Origin of the sequence: Ensifer sp. Root127 (genome assembly GCF_001425225.1) — a bacterium.
Lineage (GTDB): Bacteria > Pseudomonadota > Alphaproteobacteria > Rhizobiales > Rhizobiaceae > Ensifer > Ensifer canadensis.
On the sequence record NZ_LMDX01000001.1, the window covers coordinates 1,231,973 to 1,249,963 of the forward strand.

General features: G+C 63.1%; 20 protein-coding genes. 9 read left to right on the forward strand and 11 right to left on the reverse strand.

From position 1 onward, the window contains the following. The first annotated feature begins 115 nt into the window (after positions 1-115). Complete coding sequence (locus ASD03_RS05860; protein ID WP_025425536.1) at positions 116-754, forward strand: exopolysaccharide biosynthesis protein; 639 nt, start codon at positions 116-118, stop codon at positions 752-754. Positions 755-940: 186 nt separating this feature from the next. On the opposite strand, the gene ASD03_RS05865 is transcribed toward ASD03_RS05860, so the two are convergent. The 4 genes from ASD03_RS05865 to ASD03_RS05880 all read right to left on the reverse strand — a co-directional run bounded on the left by ASD03_RS05865 (position 941) and on the right by ASD03_RS05880 (position 3,808). Next, positions 941-1,294, reverse strand: a complete 354-nt coding sequence (locus tag ASD03_RS05865) for a hypothetical protein (RefSeq protein ID WP_025425535.1) — start codon at positions 1,292-1,294, stop codon at positions 941-943. Positions 1,295-1,433: 139 nt separating this feature from the next. Continuing rightward, on the reverse strand, positions 1,434-2,459 hold the full coding sequence (locus ASD03_RS05870; protein WP_057212558.1) for a histone deacetylase family protein: 1,026 nt from the start codon (positions 2,457-2,459) through the stop codon (positions 1,434-1,436). Positions 2,460-2,699: 240 nt separating this feature from the next. Then, positions 2,700-3,227 carry a GNAT family N-acetyltransferase gene (locus tag ASD03_RS05875; protein ID WP_025425533.1) on the reverse strand — a complete coding sequence of 176 codons (528 nt, stop codon included), beginning with the start codon at positions 3,225-3,227 and terminating at the stop codon, positions 2,700-2,702. 2 nt (positions 3,228-3,229) lie between these two features. Continuing rightward, the gene (locus tag ASD03_RS05880) at positions 3,230-3,808 is read right to left on the reverse strand and encodes an XRE family transcriptional regulator (protein WP_025425532.1); all 579 of its coding nucleotides are present in this window, start codon (positions 3,806-3,808) and stop codon (positions 3,230-3,232) included. A 208-nt stretch (positions 3,809-4,016) separates the two neighbouring features. Between ASD03_RS05880 and ASD03_RS05885 the strand changes: the two genes are divergently transcribed. Together ASD03_RS05885 and lepA are read left to right on the forward strand one after the other, a co-directional pair. Then, on the forward strand, positions 4,017-5,258 hold the full coding sequence (locus tag ASD03_RS05885) for an MFS transporter (protein ID WP_025425531.1): 1,242 nt from the start codon (positions 4,017-4,019) through the stop codon (positions 5,256-5,258). A 72-nt stretch (positions 5,259-5,330) separates the two neighbouring features. Then, a complete protein-coding gene (gene lepA / locus ASD03_RS05890; protein WP_025425530.1) occupies positions 5,331-7,166 on the forward strand; it encodes a translation elongation factor 4 in 1,836 nt (611 codons plus the stop codon). 370 nt (positions 7,167-7,536) lie between these two features. Here lepA and ASD03_RS05895 read toward each other — a convergent pair whose 3' ends face one another. From ASD03_RS05895 to ASD03_RS05910, 4 genes are read right to left on the reverse strand one after another with little or no spacing between them, the layout of a single operon-like run. After that, entirely contained in the window at positions 7,537-8,037 is a 501-nt protein-coding gene (locus ASD03_RS05895) for a GNAT family N-acetyltransferase (protein ID WP_025425529.1), read from the reverse strand. Between the two features lie 31 nt (positions 8,038-8,068). Beyond that, positions 8,069-8,635 carry a sugar O-acetyltransferase gene (locus ASD03_RS05900; protein WP_025425528.1) on the reverse strand — a complete coding sequence of 189 codons (567 nt, stop codon included), beginning with the start codon at positions 8,633-8,635 and terminating at the stop codon, positions 8,069-8,071. Beyond that, on the reverse strand, positions 8,632-9,111 hold the full coding sequence (locus tag ASD03_RS05905) for a GFA family protein (protein ID WP_025425527.1): 480 nt from the start codon (positions 9,109-9,111) through the stop codon (positions 8,632-8,634). The genes ASD03_RS05900 and ASD03_RS05905 overlap by 4 nt, the downstream gene beginning before the upstream one ends. Next, a complete protein-coding gene (locus ASD03_RS05910; RefSeq protein ID WP_025425526.1) occupies positions 9,111-9,866 on the reverse strand; it encodes a type 1 glutamine amidotransferase in 756 nt (251 codons plus the stop codon). The genes ASD03_RS05905 and ASD03_RS05910 overlap by 1 nt, the downstream gene beginning before the upstream one ends. Positions 9,867-10,228: 362 nt before the next feature. Here ASD03_RS05910 and rnk point away from each other — a divergent pair, with 362 nt between their 5' ends. After that, complete coding sequence (gene rnk, locus ASD03_RS05915; protein ID WP_038576621.1) at positions 10,229-10,636, forward strand: nucleoside diphosphate kinase regulator; 408 nt, start codon at positions 10,229-10,231, stop codon at positions 10,634-10,636. Positions 10,637-10,717: 81 nt separating this feature from the next. Here the strand turns inward: rnk and ASD03_RS05920 are convergent, their stop codons facing one another. Then, the gene (locus tag ASD03_RS05920) at positions 10,718-11,173 is read right to left on the reverse strand and encodes a DoxX family protein (protein ID WP_025425524.1); all 456 of its coding nucleotides are present in this window, start codon (positions 11,171-11,173) and stop codon (positions 10,718-10,720) included. Positions 11,174-11,475: 302 nt separating this feature from the next. On the opposite strand from ASD03_RS05920, the gene ASD03_RS05925 reads away from it, so the two are divergent. Continuing rightward, entirely contained in the window at positions 11,476-11,757 is a 282-nt protein-coding gene (locus ASD03_RS05925) for a SelT/SelW/SelH family protein (RefSeq protein WP_025425523.1), read from the forward strand. Positions 11,758-11,840: 83 nt separating this feature from the next. Continuing rightward, a complete protein-coding gene (locus tag ASD03_RS05930; protein WP_057212560.1) occupies positions 11,841-12,185 on the forward strand; it encodes a VTT domain-containing protein in 345 nt (114 codons plus the stop codon). 275 nt (positions 12,186-12,460) lie between these two features. On the opposite strand, the gene ASD03_RS05935 is transcribed toward ASD03_RS05930, so the two are convergent. Then, the gene (locus ASD03_RS05935) at positions 12,461-13,087 is read right to left on the reverse strand and encodes a ribonuclease D (RefSeq protein ID WP_025425521.1); all 627 of its coding nucleotides are present in this window, start codon (positions 13,085-13,087) and stop codon (positions 12,461-12,463) included. A 111-nt stretch (positions 13,088-13,198) separates the two neighbouring features. Between ASD03_RS05935 and ASD03_RS05940 the strand changes: the two genes are divergently transcribed. The 3 genes from ASD03_RS05940 (at position 13,199) to ASD03_RS05950 (ending at position 16,762) form a co-directional block, all read left to right on the forward strand. Continuing rightward, the gene (locus ASD03_RS05940) at positions 13,199-13,510 is read left to right on the forward strand and encodes a hypothetical protein (RefSeq protein WP_025425520.1); all 312 of its coding nucleotides are present in this window, start codon (positions 13,199-13,201) and stop codon (positions 13,508-13,510) included. A gap of 99 nt (positions 13,511-13,609) precedes the next feature. Then, entirely contained in the window at positions 13,610-14,641 is a 1,032-nt protein-coding gene (locus ASD03_RS05945) for a hydroxyacid dehydrogenase (RefSeq protein ID WP_025425519.1), read from the forward strand. A 144-nt stretch (positions 14,642-14,785) separates the two neighbouring features. Then, positions 14,786-16,762, forward strand: a complete 1,977-nt coding sequence (locus tag ASD03_RS05950) for an adenylate/guanylate cyclase domain-containing protein (RefSeq protein ID WP_025425518.1) — start codon at positions 14,786-14,788, stop codon at positions 16,760-16,762. 20 nt (positions 16,763-16,782) lie between these two features. Here ASD03_RS05950 and ASD03_RS05955 read toward each other — a convergent pair whose 3' ends face one another. Beyond that, on the reverse strand, positions 16,783-17,733 hold the full coding sequence (locus ASD03_RS05955; protein WP_025425517.1) for an adenylate/guanylate cyclase domain-containing protein: 951 nt from the start codon (positions 17,731-17,733) through the stop codon (positions 16,783-16,785). Positions 17,734-17,991: the final 258 nt, after the last annotated feature.

Sequence of the window (17,991 nt, forward strand, 5' to 3'; positions counted from 1 at the left end):
GGCGACAAATGGCGCCACGGCCACAGTCATCGTCATGACAGGGCCGGATACTAACCGATCCTTCACACGCTCTTGATAACAAGCGCGTTCGAGGAAAATCGAGGCGGACTATCTGATGGCAATCGAGTTTGGCGATACGCAACGCAGTCTCAGCGACACGCTCAACGGGATGATCGGGTCGATTCGCGGCAACACCATCACGCTTCGCGACCTGATGACGGGCATCGGCGAACAGGGCTTTCTCTTGCTGTGCGCGCTGCTGACGCTGCCGTTTCTGCTGCCGGTCTCCATTCCCGGCGTCAGTACCGTTTTCGGCGCCGCCATCATCCTGATCTCGATTTCGATTACCCTCAACCGCCTGCCCTGGATGCCGCAGCGCATCCTCGACCGGCAGATCGAAACCGAAAAACTGGTGCCGACGCTGCAGAAGGGGGCAGCGCTTGTCTCCAAGCTCGATCGCTTCGTCAGGCCGCGCTTCGGCTTCCTGACGCAAGGCGCACTGATGAACCGCTTCAACGGCCTGATGATCATGGCCGGAGGCGTGCTGCTGATGTTTCCGCTCGGCCTCATTCCGCTATCGAACACGCTGCCGGGCATCGCCATCCTGCTCCTGTCGCTCGGCATCATCCAGCGCGACGGACTGATGGTCGCTGGCGGCTATCTCTTCCTGATCGCAACCACGGTCTACTTCACCGTCCTCGCCTATATGGCAGTTGCGGCCGGCCAGGGCCTATCCAACTTCTTCGTTTCTTAAAACGTATCGCCATCGTGAACCTGACGCGTCGTCATCGACGCGCCGGTCGCGAGTCCGGCCGGCTACAGCGCCGTGCGTCAAATATGACGCGCAAAGGACGCTGTATCGCTTTAAACTTGCTGCATAATTTTATCCTTAAATCGGATTCGATTTAAGCAATTAAGCAGTAGCCGGAACGGCGCGATCTCATGCCGATGTCGCCTGGAAGCTCTTGTAGCTGGCGGAATCGGTCTCAACCCCGAGCTTTTCCATCAGCGCCGCACGATCGATGTTGAGGCTTCTATCGAACGCGCCGATCGCTGCTGCAACCTTCGGCGCGACCTCTTCGCTTTCGAATTCGATCATGGTGCAGAAGTTGAACTTTCCCGGGCCCGCATGCTGCTCGAGGAACAGGTCCTTGACGTAGCCGTCCTGGCTGCGGATCACTTCGAGGGTCTTTTCCACCAGTTCCAGAAACTGCGTCCGTGCGGCGGTCGGCACCGCAAACTTGTTGATACGATAGAGCGGTGCGACGATACCCGCCTTTGTATTGCTGCTCATTGAACTCTCCTTGAGTATCCCTTCAAATCCCGTCGGCGGCCATTCGGCGACGGGCAGGAACACTCGTACGACCTCAAGTAAAGTTGAGGTCAACAGGGGTTCGTGAGAAATCTGCGGCTGCCTGACGGCCGGAGTAGGCTCAGGTAGCAATGCCCTTGAGCACATTGGCGACGTTGAGGCCGATTTCGGGCACACCGTAGCCGCCCTCCATGCAGACGACGACCGGCAGGCCCGTCCCCTTCAACCTCTCGCCCATGCGCAGATAATCCTCCGACTTCAGCTTGAACGACGAAATCGGATCGCGCTCGAACGTGTCGACGCCGAGCGAAACCACCAGCGCCTCGGCGCCGAAGGTCTCGATGCGATGAAGTGCATCGTCCATCGCGGCCGACCAGGCCGAATAGGCCGTGCCGCGCGGCAGGGGATAGTTCTTCGTGGTGCCGAGGCCTTCGCCAGCCCCCTCTTCATCGGCAAAGCCGAGAAAGTACGGGAAAGCGTCGACGGGATCGCCATGCAGCGAGGCGAAGTAGACGTCGCCGCGTCCATAGAAGATGTCCTGCGTGCCGTTGCCATGATGGAAGTCGACATCGAGCACTGCGACCCTGGCAGCACCGAGATCGCGTAGCCGCTGGGCGGCGCAGGCGGCGTTGTTGATGAAGGAGTAGCCGCCATAGAGATCGATCGCCGCGTGATGGCCGGGCGGGCGGCAAAGCGCAAAGGCGGCCGTGTTGCCGGCGTCCACATGCTCGGCAGCCGAAAGCGCGCAATTCATCGCCGCGCGCGCGGCGACGTAGGTGCCTTCAGTGATCGATGTTTCCGCGGCAAAGGCGTAATAGCCGAGCGCGCCGTCGATATCCTTGGGCGGGTGCTGGCGCATCCGGCGCGCCGGGAAGCACGTCGGGATCGCTTCGCCGCGATAACCGTCAGCGACCCAGCGCGCCCAGGCGGTTTCGAGAAAGTCGAGATAGTCGGCCGCGTGGAGCTTGAGGGCCGTTTCCAGGCCGTGATGCGTGGGCGCAACCACATCGGCAAAGCCAGCCTCCTTCACCGCCGCCAAAATCCATTCGGCACGAAACGGCGCCTCGAACGGCGCCACCAGTTCGCCACCGAAGAGTTCTGTCCTGGCCTCACGGAGCTTGTGATCTTCGGAATAGAAAACGCGCATGGCAATGTCCCGGTTGAGTTCGTGAAGCGAGCGAAGCGTCGGCAAGCTAGCGCAGGGTTCGGGCCGTTGGCTACCTCAGCGGGCGCCCCTCATCCGGCCTGCCGGCCACCTTCTCCCCGCAAGCGAGGCGAAGGAGACGCGCGGCAAACTCCAGTCCCCCCTCTCCCCGCAAGCGGGGAGAGGGCTGGGGTGAGGGGCAGCGACACTGAAGGAGGGGCATCCGAGGGAGCGGCGATCCCCCTACGCCGCGATGCGCTTGTAGAAAAGCGTCGTGGCGCACAGGCCGCCCTCCGGCCACATGGCGTAATCGGGAATGACGCCGACGCGTTCCCATCCAAGGCGTGGATAGATCGCCTCCGCCTCGCTGCCGGTTGCCGTGTCGAGCACAAGCAGCACCTTGCCGCGTGCCGCCGCCTCCCGTTCGACGGCCTGCATCAGCAGCCGGGCGACGCCCTTGCCGCGGGCGGCGCGATGGACGAGCAGCTTCTTCAGATCGCCGCGATGCGGCTGGTTGGGCATCTGCGCCACGCCGACCTGGACCGTGCCGACGATCCGCCCCTCGTCTTCGGCAACTATCAGCAGCGTTTCATCGGCGGCAACCGCATTGGCGACGCCATCCCAGTAGGGCAACGCCGCCTCCGGCGGATAGGGCTGCATGAAACCGACGGATGCGCCGCCCTCGACGCAATCGGAGAGCACCTCGGCAAGCGCCGGCATGGCGGAACGGGTTTCGGCTTCGTTGAGCAGGCGGATCGTGATGTCAGGCATGGTCAAACCCTGGTTCGGCAAAGGACGACGGCATAGTGAGCCGGCTCATCATGGGGATTGTGAAAGACGTGGCCCTGCTCGAGCCCCATGAACAGGCAGTCGCCGGCTTCAAGCACATGCGACCCGGATTCCATGGTCAGTTCGAGCCGGCCGGAGAAAAGCCAGAGGTGCTGCGTAATGCCCCGATCGGCCGGTTGGCGTTCGAAGACGACGCGCGCGCCCGGCGGGAACTCGACCTCGACGATATCGACCGGCGAGCCGACACCATCAGGCGAGACCGAGCGGCGCAGATAGCCGGATTCCGGATCCCGCCAAAGTCTTTGATCGGCGCGCCGTGCAACCGGCGAAGCCTGCTGGCCGTCAAAGGCAAAGAGCGCCGACAGCGTAGTCGAGAGGGCGCTGCAAAGCTTGGCGAGCAGTTGCGCCGTCGGGCTCACCTCGCCGCGCTCGATGCGCGAGATCATGGCCCGGCTGACGCCGGACCGCGTCGCCAGATCGTCAAGTGTCAGGTTCTGCTCGGCCCTCAGCGAACGGACGCGTTCGCCGATGGCTTGTTCGAGTGGGTCGCCGGTGATTTCCATTATTTGAGATTACATTTCTCATATAATAGAGTCAAGACCTCGGGAACTGAAAATAAAGGCTGACAATGCCGCTTTGGCGACATTGCGACAACGCGCTTTCGGCTAAGGTCCGCAACGGGCATCCTGAGCGAAAAAACGTTCCCGCTCAATAATTTAGCACGACCTCACGAAACAGGCCGTCACGGCTGATGAAACGGACCGGCACGACATGGACAAGCAACCCTCCTCGCTGACGTCGATTGCCAGCATCGTCATGTCGATGACGGCTGTGGCGATCGGCAACGGCATGATGCTCGCCTATGTGCCTTTCGTGCTGACCCGGTCCGATGCGCCGGACTGGGTGCCGGGCGCCGCCGTCACCATGATTGCCTTCGGCGGGCTTGTCGGCTGCGTGATCGCCGGACCGATGATCCGCCGCGTCGGCCATGCCCGGGCGTTTTCCTGCTCGATGGCGCTGGTCATCCTTTCGGCGCTGACGATCAGTCTCGGCATGCACCCGATCCTCTGGGTGCTCGCCCGCGGCCTTTACGGTGCTGCCGGAAACACCAATTTCATCATCAGTCAGAGCTGGCTCAATCATGCGAGCGACAACCACTGGCGCGGCAGGGCGATGGCGATGTTCTACATGGCCTACGTGATCGGGCTTGGCACCGGCGCCTGGCTGTTCGGACAGATCCCCGTCGACGGTAACCTGCCGCCGCTCATCACCATCTTCTTCACGGCACTTGCCATCCTGCCGATCGGCCTGACGCGCCTGCCCACACCGCCGGCGCCGGCCAAGGTCAGCATCGATATCCCGATGGTCTGGCGCAGCTCACCTGTCGCCTTCATCGGCGTGCTTGCCGCTGGCGGTCTTTCGATGGTGGTACAGGGCTTCACGCCGATCTATGCGGCCGCCAATCAGGTGAGCCAGGGCGACGTTGCCAACCTGATGTTCGTGATGCAGCTCGGGCTGATCGCCATCCAGTATCCGATGGGCACGCTATCAGACCGGATCGACCGCCGGCTGGTGCTGATCGCCACCTGCCTGCTGATCGTTACCGCCGGCTTCTTCGCGCTCTCGGCGACCTTCAGCAATCTTCTCATGCTGATGGTGGTCTTCGCGCTGTTCGCCGGTGCGGTCGAGACCGTCTATTCCATCGCCAACGCACATGCCAACGACCGCACTGATCCGGCGGATTTCGTGCCGCTCGCCAGCACCATGCTGGTCGCCTGGTCGGCGGCGGCAACCCTGGTGCCGATGCTCGTCACGCTGCTGACGCCGGTGTTCGGGCCGCGTACTTTCATCTATGCGGCGATGGTCGTTGCGGCGCTCTATGCGCTGTTCGTGCTGATACGCCTCAGGAAACGCGACGAGGTACCCGCCGGCGAGCGCGAGACCTTCGAACTGAAGAGCGCGCAGGTGCCGAATGCCGGCGCGCTGATCGACGCGGATGCCAGAACCGAATAGCCGCCGCAGCCCCTCATTTATAGTGAACGAAGCCTTCATTTCCCGCTTTGCGCGGCTTGAAGGCACTGCTATATGCGGCCCATGAGCACAACATCTTCCAAGACGCCCCTGTCGCATATCCGTAACTTCTCGATCGTGGCCCATATCGACCACGGCAAATCGACGCTGGCCGACCGACTGATCCAGTCGACGGGCGGCCTTGCCGAGCGGGAAATGTCCGAGCAGGTGCTCGACAGCATGGATATCGAGCGCGAGCGCGGCATCACCATCAAGGCCCAGACCGTGCGTCTGCACTACAAGGCCAATGACGGCGAAACCTACGTGCTGAACCTCATCGACACGCCCGGCCACGTCGACTTCGCCTATGAAGTCTCGCGTTCGCTGTCGGCCTGCGAAGGTTCGCTGCTGGTCGTCGATGCGAGCCAAGGGGTGGAAGCCCAGACGCTCGCCAACGTCTACCAGGCGATCGACAACAATCACGAGCTCGTCACCGTGCTCAACAAGATCGACCTTCCCGCCGCCGAGCCGGAGCGGATCAAGGAACAGATCGAGGAAGTGATCGGCATCGACGCCTCCGAAGCCGTTCTGATCTCGGCCAAGACGGGCCTCGGCATTCCCGATGTTCTCGAAGCGATCGTCACCAAGCTGCCGGCGCCGAAGAGCGAGGGCGGCGATACCGCACCGCTGAAGGCGCTGCTGGTCGACAGCTGGTACGACGCCTATCTCGGCGTCATGGTTCTCGTGCGTATCATCGACGGCACCCTGAAGAAGGGCATGACCATCCGCATGATGGGCACCGACGCCAAGTACACGATCGAACGCGTCGGCGTGCTGACGCCGAAGATGGTGGCCATGGACGCGCTCGGCCCGGGCGAGATCGGTTTCATCACCGCTTCGATCAAGGAAGTGGCCGATACCCGCGTCGGCGACACCATCACCGAGGACAAGCGCCCGACCGCCAAGGCCCTGCCGGGCTTCAAGCCGGCGCAGCCGGTGGTGTTCTGCGGCCTGTTCCCGGTCGATGCCGCCGATTTCGAGGACCTGCGTTCGGCGATGGGCAAGCTGCGCCTCAACGACGCGTCGTTCTCGTTCGAAATGGAATCGTCGGCCGCGCTCGGCTTCGGTTTCCGCTGCGGCTTCCTCGGGCTCCTGCACCTTGAAATCATCCAGGAGCGCCTGGAGCGCGAGTTCGACCTCGACCTGATCGCGACGGCGCCTTCGGTCGTCTACAAGCTGTTCATGACCGACGGTTCGGAGCGCGAGCTGCACAACCCGGCCGACATGCCCGACGTCGTCAAGATCGCCGAGATCCACGAGCCGTGGATCCGCGCGACGATCCTGACGCCCGACGACTATCTCGGCGGCATTCTGAAGCTCTGCCAGGACCGGCGCGGCATTCAGATCGAGCTGACCTATGTCGGCACCCGCGCGATGCTGACCTACGACCTGCCGCTCAACGAAGTCGTGTTCGACTTCTACGACCGCCTGAAGTCGATCTCCAAGGGCTATGCCTCGTTCGACTACCAGATCACCGACCACAAGGAAGGCAACCTTGTGAAGATGTCGATCCTCGTCAACGGCGAGCCGGTCGACGCGCTGTCGATGATGGTGCACCGGATGGCGGCCGAAAAGCGCGGTCGCGAAATGTGCGAGAAGCTCAAGGAGCTGATCCCGAAGCACATGTTCAAGATCCCGATCCAGGCGGCGATCGGCGGCAACGTCATTGCCCGCGAGACCATCTCGGCGCTCCGCAAGGACGTGACGGCGAAGTGCTACGGCGGCGACGCCACCCGCAAGCGCAAGCTTCTGGAAAAACAGAAGGCCGGCAAGAAGCGCATGCGCCAGTTCGGCAAGGTGGAGATCCCGCAGGAAGCCTTCATCGCCGCGCTCAAGATGGGCGACGAATAAGCGTCAGACACCAATGACGTGCGTGGCGAAGGGGAGAGCCTGACGCCACGCCCTTGCTTGCAGACGTTCGCTGACGGCGTCTCCGTCCTCGGACTTGAGCCGAGGATCCACCTGCAAAATCTCGAAATAACGATCGCCTCTTTGCAGTTCGTGACGATGTCAGCATGGCCCGGCAGCGGGGCAGAGCTCGTCCATGGATCCTCGGGTCAAGCCCGAGGATGACAGTGGGAGGTGGTCCTGGCCAGCAACGGATCTCGGGGCAGTCGCCCACGGGGAGGCTGCAAAGCAGAGCTGATTTCTGTTCAGCCTCACACCCGACCGCCGTCATCCTCGGGCTTGACCCGAGGCCACCACCGACCACCAGCCGTCTTCAGCTCTCAGTGAGCAGATACCGCTTCGAGATGCGATCCACCGGAAGGCCGCTCTTGAGCGGCACCGCCTTGTCCACCTTGTAATCGACGAAACCCATCTTGCCGTAATAAGCAAGGCCGCCCGTGTTGTCGGCGCGGATGGTGGCGTTGATCGCGGTGAGGCCCAGCGCACGGGCATTGTCCCTCGTGGCCGCAAAGAGCGCCGAGCCGGCGCCGCGCACCTTGGCATCAGGGCGGGAGAACGTGCCGATATCGGCCCAGCCTTCCGGCAATCCGTCGTAGCGTTCCAGTGCCTGGAACGCGCAAGGGCGGCCGTCGACATCTTCGGCAACGAAGCAGCTGACGAAGCCCGGGCCGGCGAGGTAGTGCGCGGTAAAACTTTCGAGTGTGAACGGCGTCTCATTGGCAGTCGTGCCGCCGATCCGGATGATCTCGTTGAGGAAGGCGCAGAGCGCCGGCACGTCGGCAGGCGTTGTCGGACGCACCTTGATTGTTGTCATCTGGTCGACCATCAAAAACCTCTCTTTTGAACTACAACTTGCCGGATTGCGGCAGAGGCCGCGCCGGGTTGCCGACAACCGTCGCGCCCGCCGCCACGTCTCTCGTGACGACGGAGCCGGCCCCGACGATGGCGCCATCGCCGATCGTCACGCCACCGAGAATGATGGCGCCGCCGCCGATCCACACGTCCTTGCCGATCTCGACCGTCCTTGCGATCTCGATGCCACGGCTCCTGAGCGGCACGTCCTTGTGATGCTCGGCGCAATAGATCTGCACGCCCGGGCCTAGCATCGAACCTTCGCCGATCAAAATGCGGCCGCTGTCCAGCATGGTGCAGCCGGCATTGAGATAGACGCGGGGGCCAAGCGAAATGTTGATGCCATAGGAGCAATGAAACGGCGCTTCGATGAGAACATCATCGGCAACGCTCGCGAACAGCGCCCGAAGCGCCGGCGCCATCGACCCACGCGCATCGGGTGCCATGGTGTTGTGCTGGTGCACCGCGTCACGCGCGCGCTGACGCAGCCGCTCGAGTTCCGGGTCGAGGCAGCAGTACCAATCGCCCGCCGCCATCTTGCCGCGCTCGCTGGCGCTCACGGTTTTGCCCTTGCCTCGGCCGCTTGACGCCGCGCCAGGCTTTCCGCCGGCCACAGTGCCGCCATGTCGTAATAGATGTCGAAGACCGGGGCGCCGCCTTGAAGCGATAGCCAGGAGACCTTCGAGCGCGTGAAGATATGGGCATCCGGCGGGAAATCCGAAGGCCGATCGAGGCTTGCAATGCGCAGGAAGGCGAGCCAGCCGCGACGGCCGTAATCGCTCCAGAGCGCCGTCTGGCATTCACCGCAGCGATAGACATCGTGCGGCCGGCCACTCTCGGTCGGCAGCGTCACGACGATGGGTTCGCCTGCCGTCAGCTCGATGTTCTCACGCTCGATAACGCCATTGACAACGAAGGCGCTTCCGACCTGTCGCTGGCAATCGGTGCAATGGCAGCAGTTGACGAACATCGGCCGCCGTTTCAGCCGATAGCGGATGCGTCCGCAGAAGCAGCCGCCAGCAATGGTTTTATCCATCAGCAGGCCTCCTCCAGCACCTCGTCGCCCGACGCTGCGGCAATAGCATCGCCACGCCTGATGGTGGCGACCCAGGCGCGCGCCAAAGCGAGACCGGCGGCATTGGCCTTTTCGCCATGATGCCGGGCATGGGCAGGGTACTCTGCCAACCAGTTGGGGTCGAGCCGATTGATCGTCTGCGGGAACGAGCGGTTCCAATCCTCGACGAGATCGGTGTCGGCCTCGAAGTGGAATTGCGTGCCATAGGCGGCACGGCCGATGCGAAACGCCTGATGCCGGGTGACATCGTTTTCGGCAAGGTGCACCGCCCCTTCCGGCAGCGTGAAGGTATCGCCATGCCATTGGAAGATCGGAAAGCTTTCGCCGACGCTTGCCAGCACCGGATCGCTCTGCCCCTCGGCACGCACCCGCACATCGTGCCAGCCGAATTCTTTGGCTTCGCCCAACAGGTTCTTCGCACCATAGGCACGCGCCAAAAGCTGGCTGCCGAGGCAGATGCCGAGCACGGAACGCTCGCTGTCGCCGAAACGGCGCATCAGAGCTGCCAGTTGCGGGAGATAGGGGAAAGCCTCGTCGTCGAGCGCACTCTGCTCGCCGCCGAGCACGACCAGCGCATCGAAGCCATCGGGTTCAGTCGGCACCGGGTCGCCGGCATAGGCACGGCGAACCTCGATTTCGGCCTTGACCTCGCGAAGCGCCGTGCCGACCTGGCCGAGCTCCGTCTTCGCCATGTTTTCCACCACCAGTACCCGCATCATCACCTTCCCTTTGCCGTATGGGCGGAAGATTGATCACGACATGCGCCCCGGTTCAAGAGGAGAGAACCGGCATGGTGCTCATTGACCAACGCAGCCGGGCCTTGACTTCCGTGCCAAACTTTCCGACTTTCCTGATATCATGATGCTCGCGATTTCTTCCCTTCGCTGCTTCCGGGTGTGCCCGATCGCAGGAACCTGACCCCAGCCCGGATGCTTGCGCTCTCCGGGTCAGGGGAGCCTTTCGCGTCGGCAAATGAGAACCTCCGTTCCCATGCCACGATCCGAGCGCCGCGTTTTTCCAGAAAGAATCAGCAATGACGGCGCCCATGGCCCGTCGACAAGAACGTCAGGTTATCATCATGGCGACCACCGCCCGTAACAAACTTCCCGCGATCATCATCAATGCCGAGGACCACAAGCGTCTGACGGCGCTTGCCTCCTCCGCTCTCGACCGCATCCCCGAGGTCGCCGAGGCGCTTCTGTCCGAACTCGAACGGGCGCGGGTGACCACCCCTGGCAAGCTGCCGGCCGACAGCGTCCAGATGGGATCCACCGTCGCCTTCGACGCCGACAATGGTTTTGCCAAGCAGGTGACGCTCGTCTATCCCGGCGAGGCCGATATCGAGGCTGGGCGTATTTCGGTGCTGACGCCGATCGGCGCAGCACTCATCGGCCTGTCCGTCGGCCAGTCGATCGATTGGCACGACCGCTCCGGCAAGGTCCACCGGATGACCATCCGCAACGTTACACCGGCCGAGCGGGCCTGAGCGCACCCCCGAAACGCGTCGAGGAGGCCGGTCGTCAGACCGCCCTCCCCGCTTTTCAATCAACTCTTGCCCGAAGGTCGATCAGAACTGCTTGCCGAGCTTGGCGTCGACGGACTGGCTGTTGGCGCCGCGAACGGCGAAGAAGAACAGGATCGCTGCCCAGAGAATGGACTTTTCGGCGCCACCGAGGCCCTGGTCCTGCACAACGCCATGGAAGTAGACAGTGACGAGCAGCACGATCATCGCGGCAACCGAGGCCGGACGGGTGAGAAGGCCGATCGCGATCAGGATGCCGCCGAAGAATTCTGTGGCGGCCAGCAGCGGCGACCAGAAGACGCCGGGGTAGAAGCCGAGGCTTTCGACCATGCCGACAGCCCCGAAGGGATTGATGATCTTGCCGTAACCGTGGGTTACGAGCAGGACGCCGCACAGAACGCGCAGCAGCGTTTCGGCAAAGGTATCAAGCGGCAGATAGATCTTTTCCAGTGCCGGGAGGATTGCACGGGGACGGGAGGTCGAGACGGTAGCATCAGTCATGGGTAGGTCCTCTTGGAGGTGGCTGCGACAATATGTGCAATGCAGCAATGTCTCGCCGGGCGTCTTTTCGTTTGCAAGGGAGCGACCGATAAAAACATGACTAAATCAGTTGACAATTGCGTGAGAGGCGCGTGACCGCCGGTTGTTTCCAGATCGACCGCTACCGCGCCAAGCGGTCGGCGTGACGCACCAGGGACGGTGTAACGCCTGAAACCTGCTGTGTAATTTTCTCATTTAACCGGTTCCGGTTTTACGGGGTTATGCAGTATGTTGCCGCGCACAAACCAGCCGGGAACCACCAGATGGACGAGAAGCCGCGGATCACCATCCTTTATTGCACGCAGTGCAACTGGCTTTTGCGCGCCGGCTGGATGGCACAGGAGCTGCTGCAGACCTTCGGCCAATCGTTGGGTGAAGTGGCGCTGATCCCCGGCACCGGCGGCAATTTCGAGATCCGCGTCAATGACGAACTGATCTGGGAGCGCAAGCGTGACGGCGGTTTTCCCGGACCGAAAGAATTGAAGCAGCGCATCCGCGACATCATCGAGCCGGAGCGCGATCTCGGCCACACCGACAGGAGCTGATCCTGGATTTCGGCATTCTCGCTGGCGTTTTCTCGGCAGCCTTCCTCTCCGCGACACTGCTGTTCGGCATGTCGGAGGCGGCGATCGTCGCCGCCGCACTTCATGGCGAAACCGGCCGTGTCGCCCTTTTCGTCGCGGCCACAGCTGGCAACGTCCTTGGCGCCGTCGTCAATTTCGCGCTTGGGCGGTTCCTGATCCGCTTTGAGGGAAGGCGCTGGTTCCCGATCTCGCCTGCGGCGCGGCAGAAGGCGGAGACGCTGTTTGCGAGCTATGGCCAGCCGGTGCTGCTCTTATCCTGGCTGCCGGTGGTCGGCGATCCGCTGACGCTCGTCGCCGGGCTGTTGCGCATGCCTTTTGCACTGTTCCTGGTGTTCGTGGCGATCGGCAAGGCGGCGCGTTACGCCATCGTGCTCTGGCTGACGCCGTGATACCAACCTTGCGCTGATATTGACGTCTTGCGTGGGACCGTGCGGTCATCCGGCAAGGAGCATACCGCAGGACGATGCTTTGGCATCGGTCGAGGATTGCGACGCTGCCGGTGGCCGATACACGGCCCACCCGAAGGGCCGGGCGCTTTTGGCATCCTGATAGCGTCGACACTCCTCACCGCGCCGCTTGGGTCCGGTTGCGATTGTCTCTTTGCCGGAAACCAAAATCGCTCCGGCGCGAGAGGTCAATATCAGCGCAGGTTGGTATGACCCGTTCAGCTATGGGCGAAAATGTCGGTCTCGTCCCAGCCGAGCAGATCGAGCTTGGAGCGGGTCGGCAGGAAGGCGAAGCAGGCATCCGCATGGTCCATGCGGCCATCGCGCAAGAGCCGCCCCGTCAGTTTTTCGCGCAGCGCATGCAGGTGCAGCACGTCGGATGCGGCATATTCGAGCTGCGCCGGAGACAGGGTCTCGGCCGCCCAGTCGGAGGACTGCTGCTGCTTGGAAATATCGACGTCGAGCATTTCCTTCAGATTGTCCTTCAACCCGTGGCGATCCGTGTAGGTGCGCGTCAGACGCGAGGCGATCTTGGTGCAGAACACCGGCGTCGTCGTCACGCCGAAAGTGTGGAAGAGTACGGCGATATCGAAACGGCCGTAGTGGAAAATCTTCTGCCGGGCCGGGTCGGCGAGCATGGCGACGAGGTTCGGCGCATCCTTCTGGCCGGCGGCAATACGGATCACGTCGGCGGTGCCGTCGCCCGGCGAAAGCTGGACGACGCAGAGCCGGTCGCGGCGGGGGACAAGGCCAAGAGTTTCCGTGTCGACGGCAATCGCGCCCCGGTAGCGGGCGGCATCGGCTGCGGAAATATCGCCTTCATGGAACCGTATTGCATTCGCCATCGAAAATCCCCAGATGAAACGGAAGTGGTGTCGCCTATAGCGCAAGTTTGGCCCTGGCGAAACCGTGTCATGGCACCTCGCCGCGGGTGCACCCTTCGAAAGCTCGCATTGATGACCTCCTCTCGCACCGCCTCGGCTCTTTCGATCATATCGCTCGTGCTTGGCTTCACGGTCGTGCCGGCGCTGGCGCAGAACTATAGGGACCTGCCCGGTGTGCGCCCGATGGATCCCCTGAACGACAACGGCGACAAGGTCGTCTGCCAGCAGACACTTGTCGATCGCGACTATCCGTTCGAATCGAGCTCGCGCGGCGGGCCGCGCTACGACACGATCTACAACTGCCGCCGCGGCGATGGCCCGGTGTTCCAGGGTAGCGATTTGCCACCGTCACTCTACCGGCAGAAGCGCGGGCTCGGCTACTAATACCAACCTGCACCGGTTCGGCTTGGCAAGCCGATGAATACTTCCTAGAAAATTGGGCAAGGAACTGTGGAGGTGTTCTGCCTCCACCGAGGAGGAACAATGCCCAACGACACGAGACCGCTCGCCATCAGCGTGCCGGCGCCGCGCACGCTCGACCTGATCTTCACAGCCGACGCCTTGAAGCAACTGCACGAGCGCTACCGCATCGTTGAGACCGATCCGGATGAGATCGCCGGCCTTGGCGACGAGGTGCTGTCGCAAGCGCGCTACATCATCGGCCAACCGCCGCTCGACCACGATACCTTGGCGCGCCTGCCGAAGCTGCGGGCCATTCTCAATGTCGAGAGCAACCTGATCAACAACATGCCTTATGAGGTGCTGTTCGAACGCGGTGTCCACGTCGTCACGACCGGCCAAGTATTTGCCGAGCCGGTCGCCGAAATGGGGCTTGCGATGGCCCTCAACATCGCGCGCGGCATCGTCGACGCCGATCTCGCCTTTCGCGAGGGCCGGGAGCTTTGGGGTGGCGACGGCAATCGCTCGGCGCGACTGCTCTCCGGCTCGGACATCGGCATCATCGGCTTCGGAGACCTGGGCAAGGCGCTCAACCGGGTGCTGTCAGGCTTCCGCGCCAGGATCCGCGTCTTCGATCCCTGGATGCCGGCCTCTATCCTCCGTGACAACGGCGTCGAACCGGCATCGCTGGAAACCGTGCTGACCGAAAGCGATTTCGTCTTCGTCGTCGCATCGGTCACCAGCGAGAATGAGGGTTTTCTCGGCGCGAGGGCCTTTGCCAGCATGCGGCCGGGGGCAGCCTTCATCCTGCTCAGCCGCGCCGGCGTCGTCGATTTCGATGCGCTAATGGCCGCCGTCGAAAGCGGGCATATCGTTGCCGCCAGCGACGTCTTCCCGCAGGAGCCACTTCCGCTCGACCACAGGGTGCGCCGCCTGCCCGGCTTCCTGCGCTCGGCGCACCGCGCGGGCGCGCTCGACAGCGCCTTCAAGAAGATGGGCGACATGGTGCTGGAAGACATGGACCTGATGGACCGGGACCTGCCGCCGATGCGCTGCAAACGCGCTGAGCGCGAGACGGTCGCACGGATGCGCTCCAAGCCGGTGACGGTCAACTGATATCGACCCAGCTTGGTATAAGCTCTTCGCCATCGGAGATTTCATCGTTTCGCTGACGGCCGGGAATGCATTGCCCCCGATTAACGTGTTCTATGGGAAAAGCACGTAGCATCGCCAGGACAGGCGCGAGATCAGAGACACGCAATGGCCAACAAGACGTCCGGCTTTCTCGGAACCAGGATACGCGACAGCTGGAACAGTTCGCTGCGTTCGCTGTTCAGCCTGGTGATGGTCGCCATGCTGATCGCCGTATCCGGCATCCTTGTCGGGCTTGACTATCACCGCTCACGCAACGCCGCGATTGCGGATGCCGAATCCAACATGCGCGGCTTTGCCGGCCGCCTGGTCGATCGTCTCGGCGTGCTGTCCGGCGACACCTCGGCGCTTGTCAGCCTCGTCTCGTCGGTCGCCAACTCCTTCCTCGTGCCTCCGCCGGAGCGCATGAACGACAAGGCGGCCGTGCTGCGCGAAGGCATCAGCCGCTCGCCGCATATCGACGGCGTCTATGTCGGCTACCCGAGCGGCGCGTTTTTCCAGGTGGTCGATCTCAAGCACATCGCCTGGCGCATGGCGCTCGATGCCCCACGCGGCGCCTCCATGGCTGTCCGCTCGATGGAGCGCGACGCCAGCGGCAAATCGATCAACCGCGTCATCTTCCTGGACGAGGCGGGCGAACCGACGTCGGAGCGACGGTTACCGCCGTCGGGCTACGATCCGCGAACCCGGCCCTGGTACCAGTCGGCCGTCGACGGCACGGCTGCCGTGTCGAACGGCCCTTACGAGATGGCAACGACCGGCGCGCTCGGCATGACGATCTCGCAGGCGCACCGCGGCAATCCCAAGATCGTCATCGGCGCCGACGTGGTTCTCGACACCATCACCGATTTCCTGTCGCGCGAACGGCTGACGAAGGGATCCGTCTCCTTCATCCTCGATGCGGTCGGCCGACCGATCATCCACTCCGACCGGACGATGATGAAACGCATCATGTCGGCCAAGGACAAGGACGATCCGATCGTCCCGCCGCAGAACGATCCGCTGGTGCAAAGCATCCGCCTCAACCCGCCACCGCCTGGAAAGGCCGGTTTCGCCGAGGTGGGGGACCGGACCTATCTGGTCATGGTGACACCGCTCGAATCGGAGCTGCTGCTGACCGGACACCGGGCGGTCGTCGCCGCCCCGCTCGACGAACTCATGGCCGACGCCAACAAGGCACTGATCCAGGGGCTTGCAATATCCGGCGCCGTAGTGGCGCTCGCCGTCCTGTCGTCGCTGGTGCTCGCACACCTGATCACTAAATCGCTCAACCAGTTGACCGCCAGCGCCAACCGGCTGCAGGACCTGGATTTCACCACGCCGATCGACGTGTCGTCGCATGTCAGCGAGATCTCCACGCTCGGCGGGGCGATGAACCGGGCACGCGACGCGATCTTCACCTTCGCGCTCTACGTGCCGAGGGAACTGGTGCGCAAGGGCATCGAATCCGGCCAGTTCAGCGGCCGCGCGGCCTGGCGTCAGGAGGTCACGGCACTTTTCACCGATATCTACGATTTCACCACCTTGAGCGAACGCCACGCGCCGGAAGAAGTGGTGGCGATGCTTTCGGAATATTTCGACATCTTCAGCGAGGTCGTCGATGCCCATGACGGCACGATCATCCAGTTCCTCGGCGATTCCGTCTTTGCCATGTGGAACGCGCCGGCGCCAGACGAGCGCCATGCGGAGAATGCCTGTCGTTGCGCGCTGGCAGTCGAGGAACGGTTGCAAGCGTTCAACGAAGCGCAGCGCAAGAAGGGCCTGCCGGAGTTCCGTACGCGCTTCGGCATCCACACTGGCACCGCCGTTGTCGGCAGCGTCGGCGCGAAGGAACGGCTGCAATATACCGCCATGGGCGACACGGTGAACGTCGCCTCGCGACTCGAAGGCATGAACAAGAACTACGGCACGACGATCATGGCGAGCGGCGCCGTCGTCGCCCAGGCATCCGACGCGATCACCTTCCGGCCGCTCGGATCGGCGCAAGCCAAGGGGCGCGCCACGGCACTCGATGTCTATGAGGTGCTGAGCGCGCGGCCGATCGTCGAGGATGCAGCCTTGAAATCACCGACGACATCATCCTGAGGCGCCTGCAGCGCGCGCCGTCAACGCCGGACGCCATCTCTCTGGCGCATGACCCAACGGATGCCAGCAGCAATAGCGATCGCAAGCAACGGCCACACCGCCCAGAACACGCCCCGCCAGGACAGGAGGTTGATTGCGACGAGAGCCAGACCGGCGACAGCAAGCGTGCCGATGACCCGGTCGATCTTCCTGTTTGCCCGCACCCATCGCAAGGCCGCGAGAACCGCGAATGCCAGCAGGGGCCATGCGGCCCAGAACACGCCGCGCCAGGTCAGCAGATTGAGCGCCGCGAGGCCGGCGCCGATGACCGCCAACGTTCCCATAAGCTTTCCGGTCAGGCCCGTCGGTTCAGCCGCGGCTTCGATCGGTACGGTCGCGGATCGGCCGGATTGCTCGGCCGACCGGCCCCATTCGGCTTGGCGGTCCGCAGCCGCCCCGCTGTCATCGGACGCACCGATGCGCACGGCATAGCTCGGCACGCCGCCGTCGATGTTCTTGACCTCAAGCTGGCCCAGAAACTCGAAGCCGACGGCGATCTTGTTGCGCACCTGGTCATAGACGGTGTTGGAGATCACGATGCCGCCGGCAGGGGCGGACGCCTGCAGGCGAGCGGCAACGTTGACGCCGTCGCCATAGATGTCGTCGTCCTCGGTGATCACATCTCCGAGGTTGATGCCGATGCGAAACAGCATCTGCGCATCGTCCTTGCTTCTCGCGTTGTAACCGGCCAGCTCGTTCTGGGCGTCGATCGCCGCGCGCAGCGCCTCGACGACACTGGGGAAATCGGCGATCAGCCCATCCCCCCAGGTGTTGATGACCCGGCCGTCATGCGCCTCGATCAGGCGCGTCATGGCATCCCGGTACCGCTTGAGAGTAGCAAGCGTACCCTCCTCGTCCGCCCGCATCAGGCGGGTATAGTCCTGGACGTCAGCGGAGAAGATGGTCGTCAGCTTGCGACGCGTGTCAGCCATCGCGGATGATCCTCGCTCGAAATCCGCCGCCGCAGCGGGTGATTGAATAGTAGCGAGCCTACCACAGATCGCAAGACGCGCCGCCACAACGGCTTCCTTACTGGCTGAATGACCCTGTACCGCGCAGATGCACCAGACGCTGCAGAAATGGCTCACGCGGCGCGCTAGCAGGCACACAAACCCTATGCAGGAACGTGGCTCCGCCGCGCGGTTTCGAACTCGGGAAATCGGGCATTTTTCATCAGGCAAACTTGCGGT

Bases quoted from the DNA above. Each gene is read 5' to 3' on its own strand.
- ASD03_RS05860 (WP_025425536.1), top strand. From the start codon at position 116: ATGGCAATCGAGTTTGGCGATACGCAACGCAGTCTCAGCGACACGCTC.
- ASD03_RS05865 (WP_025425535.1), bottom strand. From the start codon at position 1,294: ATGAGCAGCAATACAAAGGCGGGTATCGTCGCACCGCTCTATCGTATC.
- ASD03_RS05870 (WP_057212558.1), bottom strand. From the start codon at position 2,459: ATGCGCGTTTTCTATTCCGAAGATCACAAGCTCCGTGAGGCCAGGACA.
- ASD03_RS05875 (WP_025425533.1), bottom strand. From the start codon at position 3,227: ATGCCTGACATCACGATCCGCCTGCTCAACGAAGCCGAAACCCGTTCC.
- ASD03_RS05880 (WP_025425532.1), bottom strand. From the start codon at position 3,808: ATGGAAATCACCGGCGACCCACTCGAACAAGCCATCGGCGAACGCGTC.
- ASD03_RS05885 (WP_025425531.1), top strand. From the start codon at position 4,017: ATGGACAAGCAACCCTCCTCGCTGACGTCGATTGCCAGCATCGTCATG.
- lepA (WP_025425530.1), top strand. From the start codon at position 5,331: ATGCGGCCCATGAGCACAACATCTTCCAAGACGCCCCTGTCGCATATC.
- ASD03_RS05895 (WP_025425529.1), bottom strand. From the start codon at position 8,037: ATGACAACAATCAAGGTGCGTCCGACAACGCCTGCCGACGTGCCGGCG.
- ASD03_RS05905 (WP_025425527.1), bottom strand. From the start codon at position 9,111: ATGGATAAAACCATTGCTGGCGGCTGCTTCTGCGGACGCATCCGCTAT.
- ASD03_RS05910 (WP_025425526.1), bottom strand. From the start codon at position 9,866: ATGCGGGTACTGGTGGTGGAAAACATGGCGAAGACGGAGCTCGGCCAG.
- rnk (WP_038576621.1), top strand. From the start codon at position 10,229: ATGGCGACCACCGCCCGTAACAAACTTCCCGCGATCATCATCAATGCC.
- ASD03_RS05920 (WP_025425524.1), bottom strand. From the start codon at position 11,173: ATGACTGATGCTACCGTCTCGACCTCCCGTCCCCGTGCAATCCTCCCG.
- ASD03_RS05925 (WP_025425523.1), top strand. From the start codon at position 11,476: ATGGACGAGAAGCCGCGGATCACCATCCTTTATTGCACGCAGTGCAAC.
- ASD03_RS05935 (WP_025425521.1), bottom strand. From the start codon at position 13,087: ATGGCGAATGCAATACGGTTCCATGAAGGCGATATTTCCGCAGCCGAT.
- ASD03_RS05940 (WP_025425520.1), top strand. From the start codon at position 13,199: ATGACCTCCTCTCGCACCGCCTCGGCTCTTTCGATCATATCGCTCGTG.
- ASD03_RS05945 (WP_025425519.1), top strand. From the start codon at position 13,610: ATGCCCAACGACACGAGACCGCTCGCCATCAGCGTGCCGGCGCCGCGC.
- ASD03_RS05950 (WP_025425518.1), top strand. From the start codon at position 14,786: ATGGCCAACAAGACGTCCGGCTTTCTCGGAACCAGGATACGCGACAGC.
- ASD03_RS05955 (WP_025425517.1), bottom strand. From the start codon at position 17,733: ATGGCTGACACGCGTCGCAAGCTGACGACCATCTTCTCCGCTGACGTC.